The following is a 22705-nucleotide window of genomic DNA, read 5'->3' as shown; positions in this document are numbered from 1 at the left end:
TTAAGGCCGCATTTGCGGTCTTTTTATATACATATTTTAGTAAAAGACATCGTATTTTTTCGATATTTAAAAATATTTTAAAAGTAGTTCATTTATTATAAAAAAAGACTTAACTATTTTATATTTAAGTGAATAAAAAATGCTTTTTCATATAAATTTTATTATTGTTTAATACAATTAAAATAGGTAAAAATTAATATTAAAAGGAGAAGAAAAGTGACGAATTTATTTCTTGGTTTTGGTCTGGTTTTTATCCCAATGACATTATTAGTGTTGATGGTAAATAACACAAAATTAAACTTTAAAATGTATATTATATTGTTTGATAGCATGTTAAAAAATGTAACCAATAATGGTTTAAAAATAAACGATAAACAACTAAAAAGAATTTTAAAAACAATAATTTTATTGTTAGTTTTATTTCTTACTATAAATTTATTAGGTATTGGTTCGATTGTATTTAATGTTATGACTTTGGTTTCTAATTTTGACAATATACTTACATTAATGCCTTATTTATCTTTATTTTTATTATTTATACCGCCAATTGTATTTTTGTTCTTATTTATAAGAGTTTTAGTGTTATTTATTAAATTTAAAACTTTAAAAAATGATAAAGAAACCTTGTTAGAAGAAAAAGTAAAGGTCAATGAAAACGACGCTGAATTTAAAAGTATTTTTCGATCTAAAAAATTAAATTGTTCATATAAATTACTATCACAAATTTTTAAATTTTGAAGCAATAAAAGTATTAATATTCATAAATTTGATATTGATAGATTTCTAAAAAACATTAAAGACAAAGATGAGTTTGAGTATGTTGCCTATTTATTGTTATTTTCAAGTACAAATCACATTTTAAATAGCGATAATAATTATTTAGGTGACGAAGAAATTATTAGAATTTGAAATAATTTAGATAGTGTTTATTCAAATTTTATTAACTAAATAATAGTGGAGTTAAATAGTCATGGATAGTATATATTTCTTTATTGTAATTTTTGTTATTAATCTTTATTACGTTAGTATGAGCGTTAAATTGCCGTCATTAAATCCCAGATTTTTTTAGGCAATATTTAAAAGTATATTTCATAATGCAAAAACTAAAAATCTAAAAATAAATGAGCAAATAAATAAAATAATTAAAAGCAAGATATTAAAATTTTTAATTTTTAATTCTTTAATATCTATTTTATCTCTTGTGTTCATACCACTAATAATTGTTTTTTCAATCAATGATACTCTTGAAATTTCAAGGCAATGAGGTTATCTTTGAGTAATATTAGGAATAATTACTTTTATTCCTGTGTTATATTTCAATATTCTTTGAATTATTATTTTCTTTGATTATTTTAGATTTGAGAAAAATAATTTAAGTAATTCGCCACTCGAAGAAGAAATAAAAATAGAACCCAAAGAAATAAAAGATAAAATGTTTCTTGGAAAAGAATTATTGGTTAGTTTTAAAGATAATGTAAATGAAAATTATATTTCTACGTTTAATTTTATTTTTAAAATAAATAAAAACCAGGAAAAATTTAACTTTTACTTTTATTTATTATTATTTTCAGGTGATAATCATATTTTACTAAACGGAAATTCTTTAAATTTAGAAGAAATAATAAACTATTGAAATAATAGGGATGATATTTTTAAAGATTTAACAAAATAAAAAGTCGTTATGAAACGACTTTTTATTAAGATGTTATTAAATTATTTATATACTTTATAACGTTTGCAATTTTTTCTTCATTTTCAATTATAAATCCACTTGAATTATGGTGTCCGCCACCACCAAAATGTTTTGCAATTAATGAAACATCAAAAGACCCGTTAGATCTTATTTCAGCTCTATAATCACCCTGTTCTCTTTTTAAAAATGCTATTGTGATATCGGTGTTTGAAATTTCTACAAATTTTGCGACTAAAGGTCGAGCAATATCGTTGGTTATTATTTCATTTGAGACTGTATATGTTACGTATTTATCAACTTTCTTGTTATAACATACGCTTCAAATAGTTTCTAATTCCTCATTATTAAGTTGCATTTTAATCAATAAAGAAGGATAGTTTAAATTATGCTCAAATAGTACTTTCATGGCCTCAAAAGTTTCGGCGGATATATTTCTTTCTTTGAAAAATTCTGTATCAGTTAAAATAGCAACGGCAGCACCTTCTAGTGCCAAATTATTTGTTTTAAGGTTTAAATGTTTGATAAGCATTGCGACTAATTGACCTGTAGCAGGTCAATTATCTCCACCTATTTCGAATAACCATTCATTTTCAAATGGGTGATGATCTATTTTAAGGGCTTCTTTAGTTACAACTCTTTGGTCGTAAATTCTAGACTTTGTAGATGTATCAACAACTACTTTAAGACTTTTATCAAAGAATTCATCAGACACAAGATCTGCTTTTTCGCTTAACAAAAAGCTTAAATTGCGTGGGTAATCTTTACCAGATATTTTTACATCTTTTATTTTTGGAGAGTTAAGCCAAATTAACTCTTTTAAGGCTACTGCGCTACCTAAAGTATCACCGTCAGGTTCAATATGAGTGCATAAGGTAATATATTCAGCTTGTAAAACTATTTCTCAGAATTTTTTAAGTTGATTAACTAGCATATTTTCTACTTTCAATTGATTTGTTCTCGAAGTATTTTGAACTAACTTTATCGGAAGCTTGTAAAGCTAATTTTATTCTTTTACTTCATGATCAAATTTTTAAATTTTTATTTTCTTTTCAAACACTTAAAAACGCTTCTTTTTTAAGTGTTTTCAATTCTTTATAAATTATACTAGATTCACTTGATCATTTGTTTTTTAAGACCTTATATTGATTAAATTTGATTTTATTCTCAAAATAAAATTGATTTAATAATTCGTTATTAAATTTAGAAATATTATATTTAGAGATTCTATTATCAAACATAAAAACAGTGTTATTTATGTTTGATAGAGCCAATGATTTTACTAAAGTTCTAGTTCTAAAATATTTTTTAAGAAATACATTTTCTTCTAAGAAGTAACCATTCATTATTTTCTTTCTTAATATATTTGAAATTTGCTCAATTATTAATAATAATACAATTGTAAATATTAAATATGAACTCAAAATGCTTCAATAACGGATATCAACCGAATAAACAGTAATTTGATAACCATAATCACATGCACCAACAGCACCGATTACTACAGTGCTTTTAAAATTAATCTCAATTCTATATAAGAAATTAGAAAGAGTTTGAGGTAAGATTTCCTTGATTATTCCTACTCTAATTTTTGTTCAAGTTGAAACTCCTAAACTATCTAAGGATTGAAAGACTTTATCATCTATTTTATCGACACTTTCGTTAATTAATTTTGCTAACATACCAATACTGTGGATTCCTAAAGCAAGTGTTCCTGCTCATATAATTGAATCTTTTTGTCACAATAAGAAAATTAATGCATATGTAAATGGTGGTATCGCTCTAAGAGTAATGATTATAAATTTAAATAATAGTGATAGATATGAACCAGTTACTTTTTTAGAAGCTAATATACCAAAAAATAAACTGAATATTAGTCCGATTATACTTGCTAGAACCGCTATTGCTAACGCTTCTGTACCTAGTATTATTGGGTTATCTCCACTATTTCATTTGAATACGCTTCAATTAGGATGTAATAGATTTTTAACACCTTCATTAAAATATGCGAACCCTTCAGGTCCTGTAGTTTTAAATTCTACTGAAAATAATGAGGCGATAAAAAGTGAAAATACAATTATTGATACAATTATTTTTATATAAATGTTTTTAGGCTTTTGTTTTTTTAATTGTTCTAATTTTGCTTTGAAATCTAAACCTTCATCAATTTTAGGGTGTTTTGCTGAGTATTCTAAAATTCATTTTTTAACTAGGAATGTAAAAACTTCTAGTATAACCATGAAAATTACAAGAATTCAAATTGCGATTGATAAGTGAGCAAAATTATTAGGAACGGCATATTCATCGGCCATTAATTGACCTATTGTAGATATACCAATAATACTTAAAATAGCAGCGAAACGAACGACCATTTCAAAACTATAGAATCCATAACTAACAATTCTTTTTATTAAATATGGAAGGATTGATTTTTTGAAAGCATTTCACTTATTATTTCCGATGGCTTGTAAACCGTAGTAACTACTTACATCATAAGTATCTAGATCTTCATATAATCATTTAGCCATTAAAGAAGCAACAAAAATTGCTATTGAAAGAGTTGCAACTAATGAAGGTGATAATATAAAGTAAATTATGTAAGCGTATACTATCGGAGGAATTGTTCTTAAAACACTCATGAATGCACGCATTGGGCCGTATATTCAAGGTGTTTTAATGAAGTTTTTTGAACTTAAAAGTGCAATAGGGATACCTAAAAAGATACCAAGTATTGTTCCTAAAACTGAGTAAGAAATTGTTTGCCAAAGTAGTTTTAAGCTTTGAAGTGTGGTATCCGCAATTGTGATATCTGTTTTAGAACCTATTACCGCATTAGTGTTAAATTTAAAAAAGTTTGCGATTAATTTAACAAAACTATTTGAGTTTTGGAAATCAGGTTTTATTTTAATGAATAATAAAATAATTATTATAAGGCTAACTAATGCGGTTAAAGCAAAAAGTCAAGGAAACTTTTTAATAACTTTTTGCCCGTTGATATCAATGAATTTAGGTCTAAAATAATCAAAAACTGATTTTTGTATTTTCTTAAAAGCAAATACAGTATTGTTTTTACTACTTTTTTGCATTATTTAAATTCCTTGATTTTTGAATTTATTTCTTCTTGAATTATCTCTCTTTTTCTTTTAGTTTCAATAAATTGTTGTTCATCAAATTGTTCTAATTGTTCGCCATAAATATTTTTTAAAACATCTAAATTTACTTTATCTCAACTATCGTCAAAGACAATCTCACCTTTTTTAATTCCGATAATTCTATCAGCATATTGTAAGGCCAAATCAACATGATGTAAGTTAGCCAAAACAGTTATTTGATCCATTTTATTTACTAATAAAAACCCGTCCATAACAGATTTAGCCATAATAGGATCTAAAGCTCCTACAGGTTCATCAGCTAAAATGATTTTAGGTTTTTGTGCTAGAGTTCTTGCTAACGCAACACGTTGCATCTGTCCACCACTTAGATCTTTTGCTCTATCATATGCGTTTTCTAAAATATTTACTCTAGCTAAACATTGATATGCAAATTCAGTATCTTCTTTTGTATATCAACCCAAGAAAGATCTTAGTGGGTGCATTTGTGGTAATCTAGCAGCTAAAACATTTTGTAATACACTTATGTTATCTATTAGATTATAGCCTTGAAAAACAATACCCACTTTTGTTCTAAATTCTCTTAATGCTTTTCTTTTTAAATCGTTAACGTTATGCGGACCTACTGTTAGACTACCAGAAGATATTTCGTTTATTTTGTTAACTGTTTTTAATAATGTAGTTTTTCCGGCTCCTGAGAGCCCAATAATTGCAACAAATTCACCTTGCTTTATAGAAAGATTGACGTTAGTTAATCCTTTCTTTCCGTTAGGATAAGTTTTATTAACGTCACGTCAATCTATATTTCAATTATCTGTTGCAATATTTTTATTTTTCTTAAAATATTGCATATTTATTACTCACCTTTAAATGATGTGAACCCTGTAAAATGTTTTTTGAATCATGCTTCAGGAAAGATATATGAACCTGATGAAGTTGTTGATGTGTAGGCGAATTTAATTAGTCCTTTAACTTCATCTCAAGGCAATGTTCAGTTTGAACCTTGTGTTTTAAGTGCGTTTTGAATTTTAACAGCTATTTCTGAATCTTTTTTAGCCATAACGTATGAACGATAAAATCCTACTACAGGCACGTTACCATTTGCGGCATTAATAATACTTTCTACCTTGTTTTTAAGCACTTGAGAATAACCATTTTGCTCATCGACAGTTTGTGGAGCATTTTCTAATGTGTTAGGTATGTATAATTTAGATTTACCATTTTTGGCATTAAAGGTATTGTATCCGTTAATTGCATCTACTAATATTTTTTCATCTTTAAATGCAGGAGTTGTTGTGTTAGTTACTGATTCATATGGATCAATAATTTGTACACCTCTACCAGCTACTAAAATAAAGTTTGTTCCTTGTGCTTGTTCAGCTCATGAACCTGCTGGTAAAAACGCAACATCAATAGAACCTTCTTTTAATGCGTTTGCTGCAGCGTTATATTCTGTTGCAGTTGAAATTTCGATATTGTAACCTTTTTCATTTAAATATGTTTCTAAAGCTTGCGAAGCTTTTCTTACTTCTGCAGGGTCACTTGATGGTATAAATTGAATTTTAAATTTATTATTTGAACCTTGTTTTCTTGCGAAAGTCCCGTCTTGGTTTTTAACAAAGTAATCTGAACCATCTACTAATGGTGTACCATAAGTATTTACTTTTGTTCCTTTTGTGTCGATAATTATTTGTCCATTTTCATCAACTGATGAATAATCATTATGACTATATGTTTTAAATACAAATTTTGTTTTACCTGGATTTTGTATGTCACTAATTTGTAATTTTGGATTTTGTTTATCTTTAATAGCGTGTTGTAAAATTGATTTAATTGCTTCAACATCACCTCTTTTTAGTGTTGATCTAGCTTGTACACCGTCGTTTGCAATAGTTTCGGTCGCACCCACAACTACTAAATTATTTGAGTTTTTGATTAAAGCTCTTGTATCACCTCAACCTGCTGCTAAAGTTGCTGTACCTAAGTCAAGTTTTGTCATTTCGTCTGAATATCCGTTAGCTTTAACTAATTTGAAATTAGCATCAGCTTTACTTGTTCCACTATTTGAATTTGAACATGATGCAGCTATTACTGGTAAAGTTGCAATGGTCATTAATGAACCTAATTTTGATATTGATAAAAATAGATTTTTAGTTTTTTTCATTTTTTTCTGCCTTTTATATATTTAGTTTTTCAATGTGTATATAAATTGAAATTATCTTTAACATTTAAAAGATGTAATACACTTTTAAGTTTAGCAACTAATGTTAAAAACGATAATAAATGAATGTATATTATGAAATTTTTTTGCTTTTTAACCATTTAAATTCATTTTTATAATTTTGCTAATTATCATATATAATTAGAGTTAATAAACACAAAAAAATTACATATAAATAAATATAAAAATAAGTCTCCTTAAATAGATGGAGACTTATTTTTTAATCTAAAGTAAATTCTTTTGATAATTCTACTGCGTCTTGAATATAATTACCACGTTGTGAACCTTCTTCTCTCACGTAGTGACATAATCAAAGCTTTAAAGTTATTGTATTACCACTTTTTATTATGATAACATCATCTTTAGATTTGCTTTTACCGTTTGAATTAGCTCTTAAAGATGATTCCGCTTTTGTTGAAGCGTCGTATGTTCCTTTAAAAGTATAGATACTTTTATCTTGTTCTAAAATAACAATTTTATCTGGGTTTCCATATGATGGTTTATCATAGAATTTTTTTGCAACTCTATCATAAAATAATTTTGAGTGGCCGTCTGCCAATCCTTTTAAATATTCTTTATTTTTAATAATAATCGAATCCATAAATGGTTTCCTGTTTGCTTCAAAATTAAATTCGTTTGTATTTTTATTAACGTCATTTGTAACTTCTACATTTGTGTTCGAATCATTTTTATTTTCAGTTGTGCTTTGTGAACATGCCACTGATGCTATTGTTGCAATAGGTAGTGGCATTATAGATAATAAGATTTTAAATTTATTCATTTGTAAATTTCCTTTCAATCTTTGTTGGTTTTTTATTATAACATTTAAGCGATCAATTTATTTGAAAAAATAAAAAAATCCTAAAACACATTATTTATAGTGGTTTTAGGATGAAAATTAAAAGATAATTTTAACAAATCTATTTTTATTACTTATATCTTTGCTAATTTCTAGTAATTTAAAATTATTTTTAATTGAATTTCAATAATCTATGTGTAAAGGGTTAATTTCAAAAATTAGCATTCCATTTTCATTTAAATATTTTGGAGCTTGCTCTATTATTTTTTTATAAAAATATAAACCATTATCATCAGCAAACAATGCATTATGTGGTTCAAAATTTAAAACAGAATTACTCAATATTTCATTTTCACCTATGTAAGGTGGGTTCGAAACTATTATATCGAATTTGCCTTGTATTGATTCAAATAAATCTGATTGTACAATTGTAACTTCTAGATTGTTGATTTTAGAATTAAGTTGTTCTGATTGAATTGCTTCTTTAGAAATGTCTGCAAGTGTAACAAAAGTATTTGGGTGTCTTTTTTTAATACCTAACCCAATAAATCCTGATCCTGAACAAAGGTCCAGAACTGAGTTAAAATTATTTTTTAAAATTTCATGGTTAGCTAAATAAATTAATTCTTCAGTTTCATATCTAGGAATCAAAACATTGTGTCTAAGATCAATTTTAATATTCGCCATTTCAATATAACCCATAATTTTTTGAACGGGCATACCGGAATTCAATTGTTCTAATTCAAAAGAAGATATTTCCTCTTTAAGTCCATATCTTCTTTTTTCTAATAATAAATCTTCACGGGTTGGCATTAAATACCAGCTTCTTTTATTTTTTCATTTTGTTCTTCTGTTAAAAGTGCGTCTATAATTGAATTTAATTTACCTTCCATAACTGAGTTAAGTGATGTTGAATAACCGATTCTATGATCTGTCACACGATCTTGTGGGTAGTTGTAAGTTCTAATTTTTTCAGATCTAGCACCAGAACCAGCTAATTTACGGTAACCAGATTCTTCTTCTTGTTTCTTTTTAAGTTCTAAATCATATAATTTAGATTTTAAAATACGCATTGCTATTTCTTTGTTTTGAATTTGACTCTTACCTTCTTGACAAGAAACTATTATCCCACTTGCAAAGTGAGTAATTCTAACTGCGGAGTCAGTTGTATTAACTGATTGACCACCATTTCCACTTGAACGGAACACATCAACTCTAATATCTTCAGGTCTTACTTCTATTTCGATATCATCATCAATTTCAGGCATAACTGTAACTGTTGATGTTGAAGTATGAACACGTCCTTTAGTTTCAGTAACAGGTACACGTTGAACTCTATGTACACCACTTTCGAATTTTAGTTTTGAATAAGGTTTATCTCCCTTAACTGAAAATGTAACTAATGTAAACCCACCTGCTTCAGCTACTGTAGCATCAAGTAAGGTAGTTTTCATATTATTTTGAGCACATCATTTCGAATACATTCTATATAAATCACCAGCAAAAATATTAGCTTCATCACCACCAGCGGCACCACGAATTTCAACGATAACGTCTTTGTCATCATTTTCATCTTTAGGTAAAATAAGTATTTTAAGCTCTTCGCTTAATTTTGACATATTATCTTCAGCTTCGGTAATTTCCATTTTTGCTAATTGAATCATTTGTTCATCTTTTTCGATAGAAAGTAATTCTTTAGCTTGTTTTAATGCTTCTTCACTGTGTAAGTATTTTGTAAATGCCTCCACAATATCATTAATTGAATTGATTTCCTTGTTAATTTTATTATATTTTTTTATATCAGAAATAACATCAGGGTTTAAAAGTGCTTTTTCTAACTCTTCATGTTTTTCTTTAATTTGCATAAGTGATTTGTACATTGTATTTTCCATAGTATTTTAATTTTAACATAAAAAGTGCTTTTTGTTACTAAAAGGATACCCAAAGAGTAACAAAAATGCAGAAATTTTTTGGTGTGTAAAAATTACCATGTTTAAAAGTTGAAACTTATGATTTATAACGCTTAAATATAGTCATAAAAATATAATATCTAAAAATTAATTTAATTAAAAAATCACAACTGATACGCTGCGATTTTCAAATTAAATTTTATTATTATTCTTGCGATATAAATTGATGATTTTTGTTGAAATAAGTCCTATATCCAAATTCTAAACTAAGTAAAACAGTTATCGAAACTGAAGCTAAAATACCTAGCATTATTGCGATTTGATATAATATTGCATTTACAGGATCTACACCTGATAAAATTTGTCCTGTCATCATACCTGGTAAGAAAATAATCCCCATCCCTAACATAGAGTTAAGTGTTGGCATAATTGCAGAATCAAATGCTTTTAAAATTATATCTTTAGTTGCTTGTTTCGGAGTTGCTCCAAAGATTAATTTTTGTTCTATTTCATCTCTACTTTTAGCCATATCTTCGACTAAAACCTTAACTCCTAATGAAATTCCGGTCATAGAATTTCCGATTAACATACCTGCTAGAGGTATTGAGTATTGTGGATCATATCAAACTTTAACACCAACCACTACAAATAAGAAGTAAACAATCGAACTAACTGTTCCTGCAAGCATTGAGATTGCAGTAATCAATTTTAATTTGGAAGACATTTTAACTTTAAACTTCCTAAAAATACTAAATATCGCAAATGCTTCCATAACTATTAGAATACCAATAGTGATGAATGGGTTTGGGTTTTCAATAATATAACCTAGAGTATATCCCATTAAAAACAATTGAACACTCATTCTTATTGCTGAAATAAGTATATTTTTTATTCTTTTTAGTTTTATTAGTAAAACAATAATTAAGACGGCTACTAAATAAAGATAAGCAAAACCTAATCTTAAATATGATATTTCTATAATTCCGTTCATATTTTCCTTAATACTAGTTAATTTTGTTAATCTCTGTTATTTTTTGTAGTTCAATTATATTGTCTGCGTATTTAGATGCAACTTCTTTTGAGTGAGTAATCATGATAATTGTTTTATTGTTTTCTTTTGCGAAATTTACTAAATAGTTGATAATAAAGTCTTCCGTTTCTTTATCTAACATTGAAGATGGTTCGTCTAATAAATAGACTTCTGGTTCTAATAATAAGATTCTTGCGAGTGCTAACCTTTGCTTTTCTCCACCAGAAAGATTGGTTGCTAAATCAGTTAATTCTTTGATTAATTTAACTTGCTCTAAGCACTTTTTCATTTTTTCTTGTGATGGTTTTGGTTTGTTTTGGTAATTGAAAGGAGCTGTTAAGTTTTCTTCTATTGTATCACCTAAAAGTATGGGGTTTTGAGGTAACATTAAAACTTCTTTTCTTAATTCTAATGAGCTTATTTGTTCAATATTCTTTTGTTTATAAAGTATTTCTCCTGAAGTTGGTGAATTTAATTTGTTTAACATTCTTAGTAGTGTTGTTTTACCGACTCCTGAAGCACCGACAATAACGTTTATTTTGCCTACTTCAAATTTTAAATGTTCTATATTTAATATATTTTTAAATTTTAAATTATGTATTTCAAACATTGTCCTCCAATAAAAAAATATCAATGTGCAATTGATATCTTTTACTTAATTATTTGATAATCAACTCTTGATTTTTATTATTTTTTTGATTCTTTTCTTCAAGAAAATTAATTACTAGTGTGTAAATTATAGTTGCAATTATACCTATAAATATACATAAATCAGCAAAGTTAAATGTACCACGATGTTCTACAAAAGGTGTGAAGAATACATCTTTTACATAACCGTTAAATATAAATCTATCAACAGCGTTACCTAAGTCACCCGCTAAAACTAAACCTAGTAAGAAAGCTAAAAGAAATCTTTGTTTGTTTCAGAATAATACAGAAAGCAATACGAATATTGCGACTGTTATTCCGATAAATTGAATGACAAAGGTATTTCTAGTACTTAAAAATGTAACTCCACCGTGTCAAATGCTACGTACACCAATAATTTTGTAATCTAATCATTGGTCACGTGGTTGGTATATTTTCTCAGGGAGAAAATATGTATTACCATCCGTAATTAAACCATCACTATTTAAGGTGAAAATATCACCGTGCTTAAATAAAAGGTTCTTTGTAAGTTGATCTATTACCAAGAAAATAATAAGTGTTGTGAATATAACTAAGTAACTAGCTAAAATTCTTTTTTTATTTTTTTTAATTTTTTCTAGTTCTTTTTTAATCTTTAAGTTCATCTAAAGGAAATCCTTTAACGATTTCAGAACAACTTAAACAAATGTTATTTTCTTTGTCAAAATCATGTTCTTCAAAGTGGTTTCAACATCTTTCACATTTTAATGATTCGAATGTTGTAATTTGAGTTTCTTTTGAGTTATCAAAAGTTACTTTACCTACCATTAATAATGTTTTTAAATCTAATGATTTCATTAGTTTTGATTCTGTATTTAAAATTAAATGCGCTTCATTTGAACGTTTAATTAAACCGCTCTTAATTTCTTTTTCGATTAACACATTAACTTGGTCACGATATTCGAAAAATTCTTTATATTGTTCTAAAATTGCATTATCATATGTAACTTTGTTATCGTTCATGTAATCTGAAAGCATTAATAATTTTTGGTTGTTTTCAATATTAAAGAATGAATATGCTTCTTCTGCTGTTGTTGGTAAAATTGGAGCAATTACGTGAATTAAGAACTCGGTTATTTCATATAGGTTTGTTAAAACCATTATTCTTTGTGGATTATCCATTTTTTGAACATATAAAATATCTTTTGTTATTGTTAAGTAAAAACTTGATAAATCAACAATATAGTTGTTTAATAATTTAATAACATTAATAAATTTATATTCGTCATATGCTTTAAAAATGCTTTCTTTAACATTTTCTAATTGGTTTTTAATGTATAAGTGAATTCCTGTACGTTCAACTTTTGAGTCGTATTTAAATTCGTTTAAATTACCAAGTAAGAATTTAATTGTATTTCTTATTCTACGGTAAATTTCTGTATTTTGATCTAATATTTCATCTGAAATTGAAATATCATTTGAATATTCTGAGTTTGCAACTCATAATCTTAAAATGTCAGCACCACGTTTTTTAACGATGTCAAGAGGACTAATAACATTCCCTTTAGACTTAGACATCTTTTCACCTTTTTTATCAACTGTGAATCCGTGTGAAACAATTTTTTTATAAGGTGCAAAACCATTAAATGCTACAGAGTTAATGATTGATGAGTTAAATCATCCACGATATTGATCTGTTCCTTCTAAATATAAATCATAAGGAGGTTTAATTCCATTTTCATTATCAATATCAACTGCGATACTTGAAACACCAGAATCGAATCAAACATCCATTATATCCATTTCACGTGTGAAACCTTTTCCACGATATTTTTCTGGTAACAACTCATCAGTTTCTTTTTCTCATCATACATCTGTTCCATGTTCAGAAACAAGATTAATTACATAATCAAAAATATCCTCTTCAAAAACAGGGTTATTATCTTGATCATAGAAGAAAATAAGTGGTACACCCCAAGTTCTTTGTCTTGAGATTGTTCAATCTCCTCTATTTAAAATCATGTTGTAAAGTCTTTTGTGAGCTCATTCTGGGTATGTATTTACATTATTTTCAATTTCATATAAAATTTTATCTCTTATTTTATCAATTGAAACAAATCATTGTGGAGTACCACGATAAATAATTGGTTTATGTGTTCTTCAATCATGTGGATATGAGTGTTTAAAACGACTAAAATGTAATAAATCATCAGCTAAAAATTGACCGATAAGTTTGTTAGCATCATCATAAAAAATATTATCAAATTGAGTGTTTGTGTTTTCGATATAACCTTTATCAGAAATGTGCATTATCATGTTTAAGTTATATTTTTTACCAATCAAGTAGTCATCTTCACCAAACATTGGTGCGATGTGAACAATACCTGTTCCAGAATCTGTTGTAACATGGTGTCCTAAAACAACCGGAGCTTCAACTTTTGTCACTGGTGTGTGGTATAAAATTGAGTGACTTTCAATTGCTGAACCATTAAAAGTTTCAACAACTTCGTAATTTTCTCAGTTTAATTTAGTAACAAAATCATTTAATAATTCTGTAGCTACTAAGTAACGTTGATTTTGGTATGAAATTACACTGTATTCAATTTTTTCACCTAAAGCAGCACCAGCATTTGCTAATAATGTTCATGGTGTTGTAGTTCAAATAACAATTTTATCATTTACTTTTATATGTTCAAAATCTGACTTAATTACATTGAAAGCAACATAAATTGAAGGCGAAACAACATCTTGATATTCAACTTCTGATTCAGCAAGTGCACTTTGTGAACTTGGTGATCAATAAACTGGTTTTAATCCTTTGTAAATTAGACCGTCAAAAACTAATTTTTTAAGAACTTCTAATTGTTTAACTTCATATTTTTTATCAAGTGTAATATATTTTTTGTCATAATCAGTAAACAATTGTAATAATTCCATTTGTTTCAATTGTTTATCTACTTGTTTTAACGCGTATTTAGCAGCTTTTTTTCTGATGATAATTGGACTTAATTCGTCTTTATTTAATTTTGCTTCTGTAAGCATTTTGTGTTCAATTGGTAAACCGTGAGTATCTCAACCGAATACAAAAGGAGAATAAAACCCTCTAAGTGTTTTATATCTTACTATTATGTCTTTAAGTATTTTATTTAATGCATGACCAACGTGAATGTCTCCGTTTGCATATGGTGGACCATCGTGTAATATAAAACGTGGTTTATCTTTGTTTTTTTCTAAAACTTTTTTGTAAACTTCATTTGTTGTTCACAATTCTCTAAATTTAGATTCTTTTTGTGTTAAATTTGCCCTCATTTCAAAATCTGTTTTAGGCATATTTAATGTTTTTTTATAATTCATATTTTCTCCACAATTGTTTTTGTTTTTCAATAATTAAAATTATATTATAAAATAAAAAAATAACTCTATTTTATAAGCTAAAATGTAGCTTCCAAAATAGAGTTATTTTGAATGGTGGCCCCGGCAGGAATCGAACCAGCGACACACAGAGCTTCAATCTGTTGCTCTACCAACTGAGCTACAGGGCCATAAATGGCGGTCCAGACGGGGATCGAACCCGCGTTCTCCTCCGTGACAGGGAGGCGTATTAAACCACTTTACCACTGGACCATTTGGTTGCGGAGACAGGACTCGAACCTGTGACCTTCGGGTTATGAGCCCGACGAGCTGCCAAACTGCTCCACTCCGCGATATAAAAATCAATAAACTATAAAAATGGCGGGTGATGAGGGATTCGAACCCCCGCGGGCCGTGAAGCCCCTGGCAGTTTTCAAGACTGCTCCCTTCAGCCGGACTTGGGTAATCACCCATTTTTATTGGTGGACCTAACAGGACTCGAACCTGTAACCAACCGGTTATGAGCCGGTTGCTCTAACCATTGAGCTATAGGTCCAATAAAATATAATGGATTTATAGTTTTATTTATTTGGTAGCACCGAAGAGAGTCGAACTCTTGACCTTCCGGGTATGAACCGGATGCTCTAACCAACTGAGCTACAGTGCCATATATGGTGGAGAGTATGGGATTCGAACCCACCACCTCCTGCGTGCAAGGCAGGCGCTCTAGCCAAATGAGCTAACCCCCCATAAATGGTGAAGAAGACAGGATTTGAACCTGCGACCACTACAGCCCAAATGTAGTGCTCTACCAAGCTGAGCTACTTCTCCAACTTATTTTTTAGGCTATAGTATTATACTACAAAATTAGAATTCGTAAAATTTTAATTATTTTTTTGTAGTACGTATAGTATAACATATATTTATAATTTTGTAAATCTAAATTTATAAATTATTATTTATTTGAGCAATATTATTATAATATAAAAATTAAAATGGCATTAATTTTTTGTAAATTTTCTTAAAAATTTATGAAAATGACTAAATTTTTGTTATAACAAAGTACTTTTTGGCACAAAAATTAAATTATTTATAATAAAAATTAAAAAAATATTGTAAATTGAATTGTTTAACTGAGGAAATAAAAAAATCAAGATTTTTTGTATCTTGATTTTTTAACTAATTATTTTAAATTTACTATTGTTTGGAAATCTAATTCAGAAGTTGATTTATAAACAGTATCTGCTTTTGAAAAATCTTCAGATGAACCATGTGTAATAGCTACTGCATACATGTTAGCATCTTTAATTCCTTGAACACCAGCTGGAGCATCTTCGAAACCGATACATTCATCAACACTTAAATTAACACCTTGTGCAGCTTGAATAAAGATATCAGGTGCAGGTTTTCCGTTTTTAACATCACCTGGATAAACTATGAAATCGAACATATCTTTAATTCCTAATTTATCTAAAATTGTAGGTGCATTGTAACTACTTGAAGCGATTGATAATTTAATACCAGCTTCTTTAGCGTCATTTAAGAATTTTCCAACACCAGGTAATAATGAATCTTTATTAATTTCTGTTGCTAATAATTCTTTATATAAATCATTTTTTCTTGTAGCAACATCAATCATTTCTGCTTCAGATAATACTAATTCAGGTTTTTTCATGTTGATAATTGCTTTAAGAGTGTCTAATCTTGGTAACCCTCTTAATTTTTCGTTATCGTCATTTGTATAATCAATATCAAATTCTTTAACTATTTCTCTTCATGCTTTGAAGTGTAAAACGGCTGTATCTGTAATAACACCGTCTAAATCGAATACGAATCCTTTAATTTTAGTCATTTTTTACCTCGAAGAATGTTGGTTTGTTTGTAATGTATTCTTTTTTACCGTGGATGTAGATAACACCTTCAAATCTTGCTGTACCAATTGTTTTAATACTGAATTGTGTTCTTTCTAAAACAACTTCAAATAATGTACCTTGGTATTTGAATCTGTATGTTAATCCTGATCATGCTTTAGGTAAAATTGGATCTAAGTGTAATTTGTCATCGTGTCAGTCAAGTCCACCAAATCCGAATACTATCATTTGGTAAATTGCAGCTAATGAACCAGCGTGAATTCCGGCATTTGATGTATGCATTGCTGGACCTAAGTCGATGTTAATTCCATATTTGAAAATATCGTAAGCTTTATCAACTTTTTTAAGTCTTGCAGCTTCAATTGCGTATGTTGCAGGAGATAATGATGAATCGTGTGTTGTAAGTGGTTCGTAGTAGTTAAAGTTTGCTTCACGAACTTCTTTTGAGTATAAGTGTGGAAGGATGTTTGTTAATAAAACAACGTCAGCTTGTTTAACTAATTGTGATGATAAACGTTTAATTCCTTCTGCTGTATTGAATAATTTTTTACCAGCATCACCAAGCATTTGGAATGGTAAAATATCCATTTTTGGTAATCCTAAGAATTGATCGTTTTCAGCAATAACTAAATCTTTGTTAGGTTTTTGTTGAACTAGTTTTTCTGAAACTTCTTTTAATTTTGAAACGTTAATTGCGTATGGTATTTTTTGTTTAATTGATGCTCATACGTATGGTTTTTTAGCTTTTAAATATTTAATGTATTTTAAAGCTAAATCAATGTTTTGTTTTGCGAACATGTTGATATAAGCGTTGTTGTCAATGTTACCTTTATATTCGTTAGGTCCCATAACATCTTTAATTTCGTAGCTTCCATCTGGTTGAATTTCAGCTCTGTTTTGGTAGAAAATAGCTGTATCGATAATCATTTCGAATCCCATTTTCTCCATGAATTTTTCGTCTTTTGTTACATTGTAGTATTGGTTAACTGCGTAAGCAACGTCTGCTGAAACGTGAATTTCTTGACGTCTTGAAGCGATAGGAACTTGTTTACCTGTTGCAACGTCTGCTTGACCTCAGTATGGACAAACTTCACCTTCTGTTGGTCATGCCATTTCTCATGGGAATTGTGCTCCTAATAAGTTACTTTCTTCTTCACGTTCTTTAACTTCTTTAGCTTTAGCACGTGCACCTTGAATACCTTTGTATCTGTATGTTAATAAGTTTTTAACAATTTTAGGTTCGTTAAATAAGTAAATTGGGTTGATGAAGAATTCTGTATCTCAGTATGTGTGACCTTGGTAACCTTCACCTGATAGTCCTTTAGCTCCAACGTTCATGTTTGTTGAGTGTCTTGGAACAAATCCATTTAAGTGGAAAATACCAAAATCCAAAGCTAATGAATCGTATTTACTTTCTTCGTTATCACCTTCAATTTCAACGTAGAATTGTTTTCAAACTCTTTCATCCATTGTACTAATTGAAGCTTCTTTTAAGTTATCGTATGATTGTGCTAAAAGTTCTGCATGTTTAAGGTTTGCATTTTCTTTAACAACATCATTTTTAAGTAAGAATTTTTTACCATCAACACTTGTATGTACTGACATAAGTTTTTCTAAAACAATAACATCACCAGGTTTAGCGTCAACGTTGATTTTGAATCCAACGTAACGACGTTGCATTTCAACAACATAATCATCGTGCCCACCTCTTACAAGTTTACCGTTTACAAATAAACGTGTAATCATGTTGTGAACTGCGAATTTTTTAGATAATGTTGTTTCTTGTTCCATTTGTAATGATTCTGTTGTAGGTCTTGCTTTTTTACCTTCACCAAAGTGTTGTGTACCACTGTTTGTTACTTGACCGTTAATTGCAGGTTTAATTGTAAGTTTTACAGATTTGTTTTCTGGTGTTTCTAAAACTTTAATTGTAATTTTTTGTGCATAAACATTCGCATCAGCATTTGAAACAAAACGTTCAAAATCGAATTCAAATTTTCCTGTACCTCTTTGAGCAACTACAGTTCTTTTTAAGTAACCTTCACGAACGTATAATGTTTTTTTGTATTCATCTCTCTTTTTAAGATCGAATTGTAAACCGTTCATGAAAATTGGTGTAGTCATTAAATCAGCTAAGTTAGCTAATTCTGACACATCTTCTTTTGTATCTTTGTTGAACATACCGTTAACAAAGAAGTCTTCTTTGTTGTATGAAGCTTTTTCTTCATCGGCACTTCTTATACCCATGTAACCATTTCCTAAAGCAAAAATACTTTCTGTTTTAGCTGTTACATTACGGTCAAATTTAACTTGTGTAATCGTTCTGTTTTCTAAATCGTATTTTAAAAAATCTTTCATTTTAAACTTCTTTCTTAACTAATAATACTGACTCAAATGGTCTTAATGTATTAGTTACTAATTTGTTGTCTTTGTATGAAGATAAAACTTGTGTGTAGGCTGTTAAATCTTCTTCTAAATTTAATTCTTTGTTTGTTATATTAAGTATAGCAATTAATTCTTGATTTTGGTAATTTCTTGTAATTTTTCCGGCACCACTTGATAATAATTCAATTTTTGAAGTACCATCAACTAAAACGTCGTGGAATTTACCTTTACGCATAGCAATTAATTCTTTATAGAAGTAGAAAATACTATTTTTGTCTTCTAAAGCTTTTGCTACGTTGATTTCTTTTTGGTTTCTACCTAAAATAAATCATGGCTTTTCACCTTTGTTAAATCCTGCGTTTACTGAATTGTCTCATTGCATTAATGAACGTCCAGCATCACGTGAATTAATGTTTAAGTATTTAATAAATTCGTCTTCACTGTACACTTTTTTAGTATCAACTAAGTCAGCAAATCCGTTAGCAACATCGACGTCTCTAAATTCATCTCTGTTTACAAAGTGTGTGTTTAATAAACCAATTTCTTCACCATAGTAAATACATGGAATACCTTTTAATGTCATTAACATTAATGCGTGTGATTTTGCTGATTCTTCTCTAAAGATTGATTCATCACCTCAACGTGAAATGCTACGTGATGTATCGTGGTTTGATAAAAAGTTTGTGAACATTTCAGGATCAATTTGTTCATTGTGTTGGAATGGTTGTTGTTGGTAAATAAATTGTTTATAATCTCAGTTTGCATCAAAACCATTTCTACCTGTTTTATTACTTCAACCAATTCATCATCATGAGAAGTTGTAGTAGTTTTGAGAAACTTTTGATTCACCAGCACCATATTTTAATAATTCATCTGCTGTGATACCACTTGCTTCACCTAATGTAAATGCATCTGGTTTGTCAAAGAATGCTTGTTCGTTAAATGCTTTTAAGAAGTCTACTGCACCTTCACATCATGCAAAGTATGGGTTTGAGTTAACATCATCAAATGTTTTAGCAACGTGTTTAATGGCGTCAAGTCTAAATCCACGTACACCTAAGTCATATCAGAAGTTAATAACATCAACCATAGCTTTAATTGTATCAGGGTGTGCTCAGTTTAAATCAACTTGTTCTTTTGAGAATAAGTGGAAATAGTATCTATTTACACTTGGTACAAATTCTCATGCAGAACCACCAAAAATACTTTGTGCTTTCTTTTCTTCTTCGTTTAATTCATCTCTTCAAATGAAGTAGTTGTGTTCAATATTATCTCTTGATTCTGTTGCCTTTTTGAATCAATCGTGTTCGTTTGAAACGTGGTTTAAAACGATGTCCATAATAATATCAATTCCTAATTCTTTTGCTTTAGTAGCCATTTCTTTGAAGTCTTCTAAAGTTCCGAATTGTTTTCAAACTGATTTATAGTCTAAAACGTCATAACCAGCATCAACGAAGTTTGTTTCGTATGTTGGTGTTAATCAAATACTATCAATTCCTAATTCTTTTAAGTAACCTAATTTTTCAGTAATACCTTTTAAATCACCGTCACCATCGTTATTTGAATCGTAAAAAGATCTAGGGAAGATTTGATAGATAACTCTATCTTTTAATTTAATTACGTTTTTCATTATGCTCTCCTTAATAATACTGAAGAATTTTTATCTAAAATTCCTTTTGTAGATTTAATTCTTGAATTAAATAACACTTTATCACCTTCGTTTAATTTGTATTTAATTTCTTGGTTTGAGAAGTTGTGAATTACTTCAATTTTTTCATCATTTTGAGTTACTGTGAAACTCAAAATACCTTTTTTAGCATCAGTTTTAGTAAATTTAACTGAATCTTTAACTTCTTTATTTGTTGCTAATCTAAAGAATTTTGTTTTGTTTCTGAATGTGTTGATTTTCTTAAAGAAATCATATACAAATTCTTTAACACCGTCTTTTTCTAAGTGTTCTCATTTTATAGCATTTACATAGTCAGTTGTTTTGTAAGAATTTGGGTGATATGAAGCTCTATCAGGATTTTCGTTAAAGTCATCATATTCTGAAACTTTACATTTGAATCCTTCTTCACCTGAATAATCACATGGTTTACTTTGTAATAACTCAGTTCCGGCTAAAATAAATTGTCTACCTTGAGTAAATGTTGTCATCATTAAAGCTTGACGATAAGCTTCAATACGTTCGATGAAACTTAAATTAGTAGTTGTTGTATTAATTTTATCTCAAAGTGTCATACCATCATGACATGCAGCATAGGCTAAGTTTGTTGCTATATCATCTGAATATAGTACGTATTTTTCACGTGAGTAGCTAGCTTTTCCAAAGTTAAAGTCTTTAATACCACCAACAACTGATGTTACGTATCTTCTGAATGAAGTAACATCATATCTAGAGATTAATCCGCCTTTGAATTCGATGTGTTCATCACCTTTGATAGCGTCTCTTACTGAATCATTAAAGTAACCAAATGCAATATTGTTTGATCTAGCACCTTTGATGTATGAGTCACTAAATTTTAGATCTGAGAATGGTCATGCTTCACCGTGTAAAACAATGTTTGGATTAATTTTACGTAATTCTTGAGCAATATAATCTATTGTTTCATAGTGGTGGAATGAAGAAAGGTCAAATCTAAATCCATCAATATTAAAGTATTTAACAAAATATTTTAATGAATCTAATATTATCTTTCTAACCATGAAACGTTCATCAGCTAGTGGTGGATAAATAACAGGTTTAATTTTAGCGTCATCTCTATAGTAGTATCCAGGTAAAATATTGTCATAAATGTTATTTGTCATCATGTGATTGTAAACAACATCCATAATTACACCAACACCTTTACTGTGTGCGTCAGCAACTAATTCTTTTAACTCTTTAATTCTTGCGTGTGGATCATCAGCATTAGATGAATACACACCATTAATTGAAAAGTAATTATGAGGATCGTAACCTCAGTTGTAATTTGTTGTTCAACCTTGACCTTCACCTTTTTTGTAAATCTTAGTTTCTTTGTCATTAACTGTGTAAGCTGATTGAATAGGTAATAATTGAACGTGTGTTATTCCTAAGTCTTTTACATAATCAAATAACTTGTGTTCTCTTAAAGCGTCAAATGTACCAAGTCTAGATTTAAAATCTTTTTGGTTCAATGAACTTGTGAAGTCACGTACATGTAATTCGTAAATACTTGTGTCAACGTGGTTGTTCTTTCTTCAAATTAATTTTTTTGGTTTCTTACCATTTTTTTCAGAGTTTAAATCAAGTAAAACACCTTTTCCAACTTTAGTTTCTTCACCTTCTCAGTTGAATGAAGCAAGTGAGTAAGCATATGGGTCTAATGCATATGTGACACTTTTGTCTTCGTGTGTGATTTTAAATTGATATAAATAATCTTCGTATTCAAGAGGCAATTCAAATTTTCAAACTACTTCTTCTTTTGTTCCGTTTAATGTTTTGACAATTTTATCTTTTTTACTTTTGTCAAAAATTAATAATTCTACATTTTCAGCAATTGGCTGTCATATTTTTACTTGAATTAAGTCTTTTTTAAATAAAACACCTAAGTCATCTTTACCATATGAATATTTTTTGTCGAAATTTGCGTAGAATTTACTTGTTTTATTTCTTAAATTCATAATAATATTATTATATAAAATAAGCGTTTTAAATATTAAATTTAGTTTAAATTCTTGATATATCAA

General features: G+C 28.6%; 17 protein-coding genes and 8 tRNA genes. 2 read left to right on the top strand and 23 right to left on the bottom strand.

The window, feature by feature from the left end; translation table 4 throughout:
• The first annotated feature begins 216 nt into the window (after positions 1-216).
• Positions 217-948 carry an MAG0920 family protein gene (locus HTZ87_RS03360; protein WP_371813975.1) on the top strand — a complete coding sequence of 244 codons (732 nt, stop codon included), beginning with the start codon at positions 217-219 and terminating at the stop codon, positions 946-948.
• 253 nt (positions 949-1201) lie between these two features.
• Positions 1202-1672 carry a hypothetical protein gene (locus HTZ87_RS03355; RefSeq protein WP_174893141.1) on the top strand — a complete coding sequence of 157 codons (471 nt, stop codon included), beginning with the start codon at positions 1202-1204 and terminating at the stop codon, positions 1670-1672.
• A 25-nt stretch (positions 1673-1697) separates the two neighbouring features.
• Here HTZ87_RS03355 and HTZ87_RS03350 read toward each other — a convergent pair whose 3' ends face one another.
• From HTZ87_RS03350 to HTZ87_RS03240, 23 genes are all read right to left on the bottom strand, one after another.
• Positions 1698-2624, bottom strand: coding sequence for a bifunctional oligoribonuclease/PAP phosphatase NrnA (locus HTZ87_RS03350; protein WP_174893140.1), 927 nt, complete (start codon positions 2622-2624; stop codon positions 1698-1700).
• Positions 2614-4776, bottom strand: coding sequence for an ABC transporter permease (locus HTZ87_RS03345; protein ID WP_174893139.1), 2163 nt, complete (start codon positions 4774-4776; stop codon positions 2614-2616). Before HTZ87_RS03345 ends, HTZ87_RS03350 begins: the two co-directional genes overlap by 11 nt.
• Entirely contained in the window at positions 4776-5651 is an 876-nt protein-coding gene (gene phnC, locus HTZ87_RS03340; RefSeq protein ID WP_174893138.1) for a phosphonate ABC transporter ATP-binding protein, read from the bottom strand. Before phnC ends, HTZ87_RS03345 begins: the two co-directional genes overlap by 1 nt.
• A gap of 5 nt (positions 5652-5656) precedes the next feature.
• Positions 5657-6964 carry a PhnD/SsuA/transferrin family substrate-binding protein gene (locus HTZ87_RS03335; protein WP_174893137.1) on the bottom strand — a complete coding sequence of 436 codons (1308 nt, stop codon included), beginning with the start codon at positions 6962-6964 and terminating at the stop codon, positions 5657-5659.
• A gap of 277 nt (positions 6965-7241) precedes the next feature.
• Complete coding sequence (locus tag HTZ87_RS03330; protein WP_174893136.1) at positions 7242-7802, bottom strand: hypothetical protein; 561 nt, start codon at positions 7800-7802, stop codon at positions 7242-7244.
• A gap of 117 nt (positions 7803-7919) precedes the next feature.
• Positions 7920-8633, bottom strand: a complete 714-nt coding sequence (gene prmC, locus HTZ87_RS03325) for a peptide chain release factor N(5)-glutamine methyltransferase (RefSeq protein WP_174893135.1) — start codon at positions 8631-8633, stop codon at positions 7920-7922.
• Positions 8633-9712: a peptide chain release factor 1 gene (gene prfA, locus HTZ87_RS03320; protein ID WP_174893134.1), complete on the bottom strand. Its 1080-nt coding sequence runs from the start codon at positions 9710-9712 to the stop codon at positions 8633-8635. The genes prmC and prfA overlap by 1 nt, the downstream gene beginning before the upstream one ends.
• Before the next feature lie 223 nt (positions 9713-9935).
• Positions 9936-10721: an iron export ABC transporter permease subunit FetB gene (gene fetB, locus HTZ87_RS03315; RefSeq protein WP_174893133.1), complete on the bottom strand. Its 786-nt coding sequence runs from the start codon at positions 10719-10721 to the stop codon at positions 9936-9938.
• Between the two features lie 13 nt (positions 10722-10734).
• Positions 10735-11370 (bottom strand): ATP-binding cassette domain-containing protein, encoded by a 636-nt coding sequence (locus HTZ87_RS03310; RefSeq protein WP_174893132.1) that lies wholly within the window; start codon positions 11368-11370, stop codon positions 10735-10737.
• Between the two features lie 49 nt (positions 11371-11419).
• Positions 11420-12052 carry a signal peptidase II gene (locus HTZ87_RS03305; RefSeq protein WP_174893131.1) on the bottom strand — a complete coding sequence of 211 codons (633 nt, stop codon included), beginning with the start codon at positions 12050-12052 and terminating at the stop codon, positions 11420-11422.
• Positions 12036-14741 (bottom strand): isoleucine--tRNA ligase, encoded by a 2706-nt coding sequence (gene ileS / locus HTZ87_RS03300; RefSeq protein WP_174893130.1) that lies wholly within the window; start codon positions 14739-14741, stop codon positions 12036-12038. The genes HTZ87_RS03305 and ileS overlap by 17 nt, the downstream gene beginning before the upstream one ends.
• A gap of 112 nt (positions 14742-14853) precedes the next feature.
• Positions 14854-14929 (bottom strand) — tRNA-Phe (locus HTZ87_RS03295).
• A 5-nt stretch (positions 14930-14934) separates the two neighbouring features.
• A tRNA-Asp gene (locus tag HTZ87_RS03290) sits at positions 14935-15011 on the bottom strand.
• A 3-nt stretch (positions 15012-15014) separates the two neighbouring features.
• Positions 15015-15091 (bottom strand) — tRNA-Met (locus HTZ87_RS03285).
• Positions 15092-15117: 26 nt separating this feature from the next.
• Positions 15118-15210 (bottom strand) — tRNA-Ser (locus HTZ87_RS03280).
• Positions 15211-15218: 8 nt separating this feature from the next.
• A tRNA-Ile gene (locus tag HTZ87_RS03275) sits at positions 15219-15294 on the bottom strand.
• Between the two features lie 34 nt (positions 15295-15328).
• Positions 15329-15405: transfer RNA gene (locus tag HTZ87_RS03270), tRNA-Met, on the bottom strand.
• Positions 15406-15410: 5 nt separating this feature from the next.
• A tRNA-Ala gene (locus HTZ87_RS03265) sits at positions 15411-15487 on the bottom strand.
• A gap of 5 nt (positions 15488-15492) precedes the next feature.
• A tRNA-Pro gene (locus tag HTZ87_RS03260) sits at positions 15493-15569 on the bottom strand.
• Positions 15570-15921: 352 nt separating this feature from the next.
• Entirely contained in the window at positions 15922-16590 is a 669-nt protein-coding gene (pgmB, locus tag HTZ87_RS03255; RefSeq protein ID WP_174893129.1) for a beta-phosphoglucomutase, read from the bottom strand.
• The gene (locus HTZ87_RS03250; RefSeq protein WP_174893128.1) at positions 16583-18967 is read right to left on the bottom strand and encodes a glycoside hydrolase family 65 protein; all 2385 of its coding nucleotides are present in this window, start codon (positions 18965-18967) and stop codon (positions 16583-16585) included. The genes pgmB and HTZ87_RS03250 overlap by 8 nt, the downstream gene beginning before the upstream one ends.
• Before the next feature lies 1 nt (position 18968).
• The gene (locus tag HTZ87_RS03245; protein ID WP_174893127.1) at positions 18969-20624 is read right to left on the bottom strand and encodes an alpha-amylase family glycosyl hydrolase; all 1656 of its coding nucleotides are present in this window, start codon (positions 20622-20624) and stop codon (positions 18969-18971) included.
• On the bottom strand, positions 20624-22639 hold the full coding sequence (locus HTZ87_RS03240) for an alpha-amylase family glycosyl hydrolase (protein ID WP_174893126.1): 2016 nt from the start codon (positions 22637-22639) through the stop codon (positions 20624-20626). The genes HTZ87_RS03245 and HTZ87_RS03240 overlap by 1 nt, the downstream gene beginning before the upstream one ends.
• Positions 22640-22705 lie beyond the last annotated feature (66 nt).

Source organism: Mycoplasma sp. OR1901, assembly GCF_013348745.1.
Classification (GTDB): domain Bacteria; phylum Bacillota_I; class Bacilli_A; order Mycoplasmatales; family Metamycoplasmataceae; genus Mycoplasmopsis.
The sequence above is the reverse complement of the archived record's forward strand: the minus strand, read 5'-3'. Positions and strand labels throughout refer to the sequence as shown.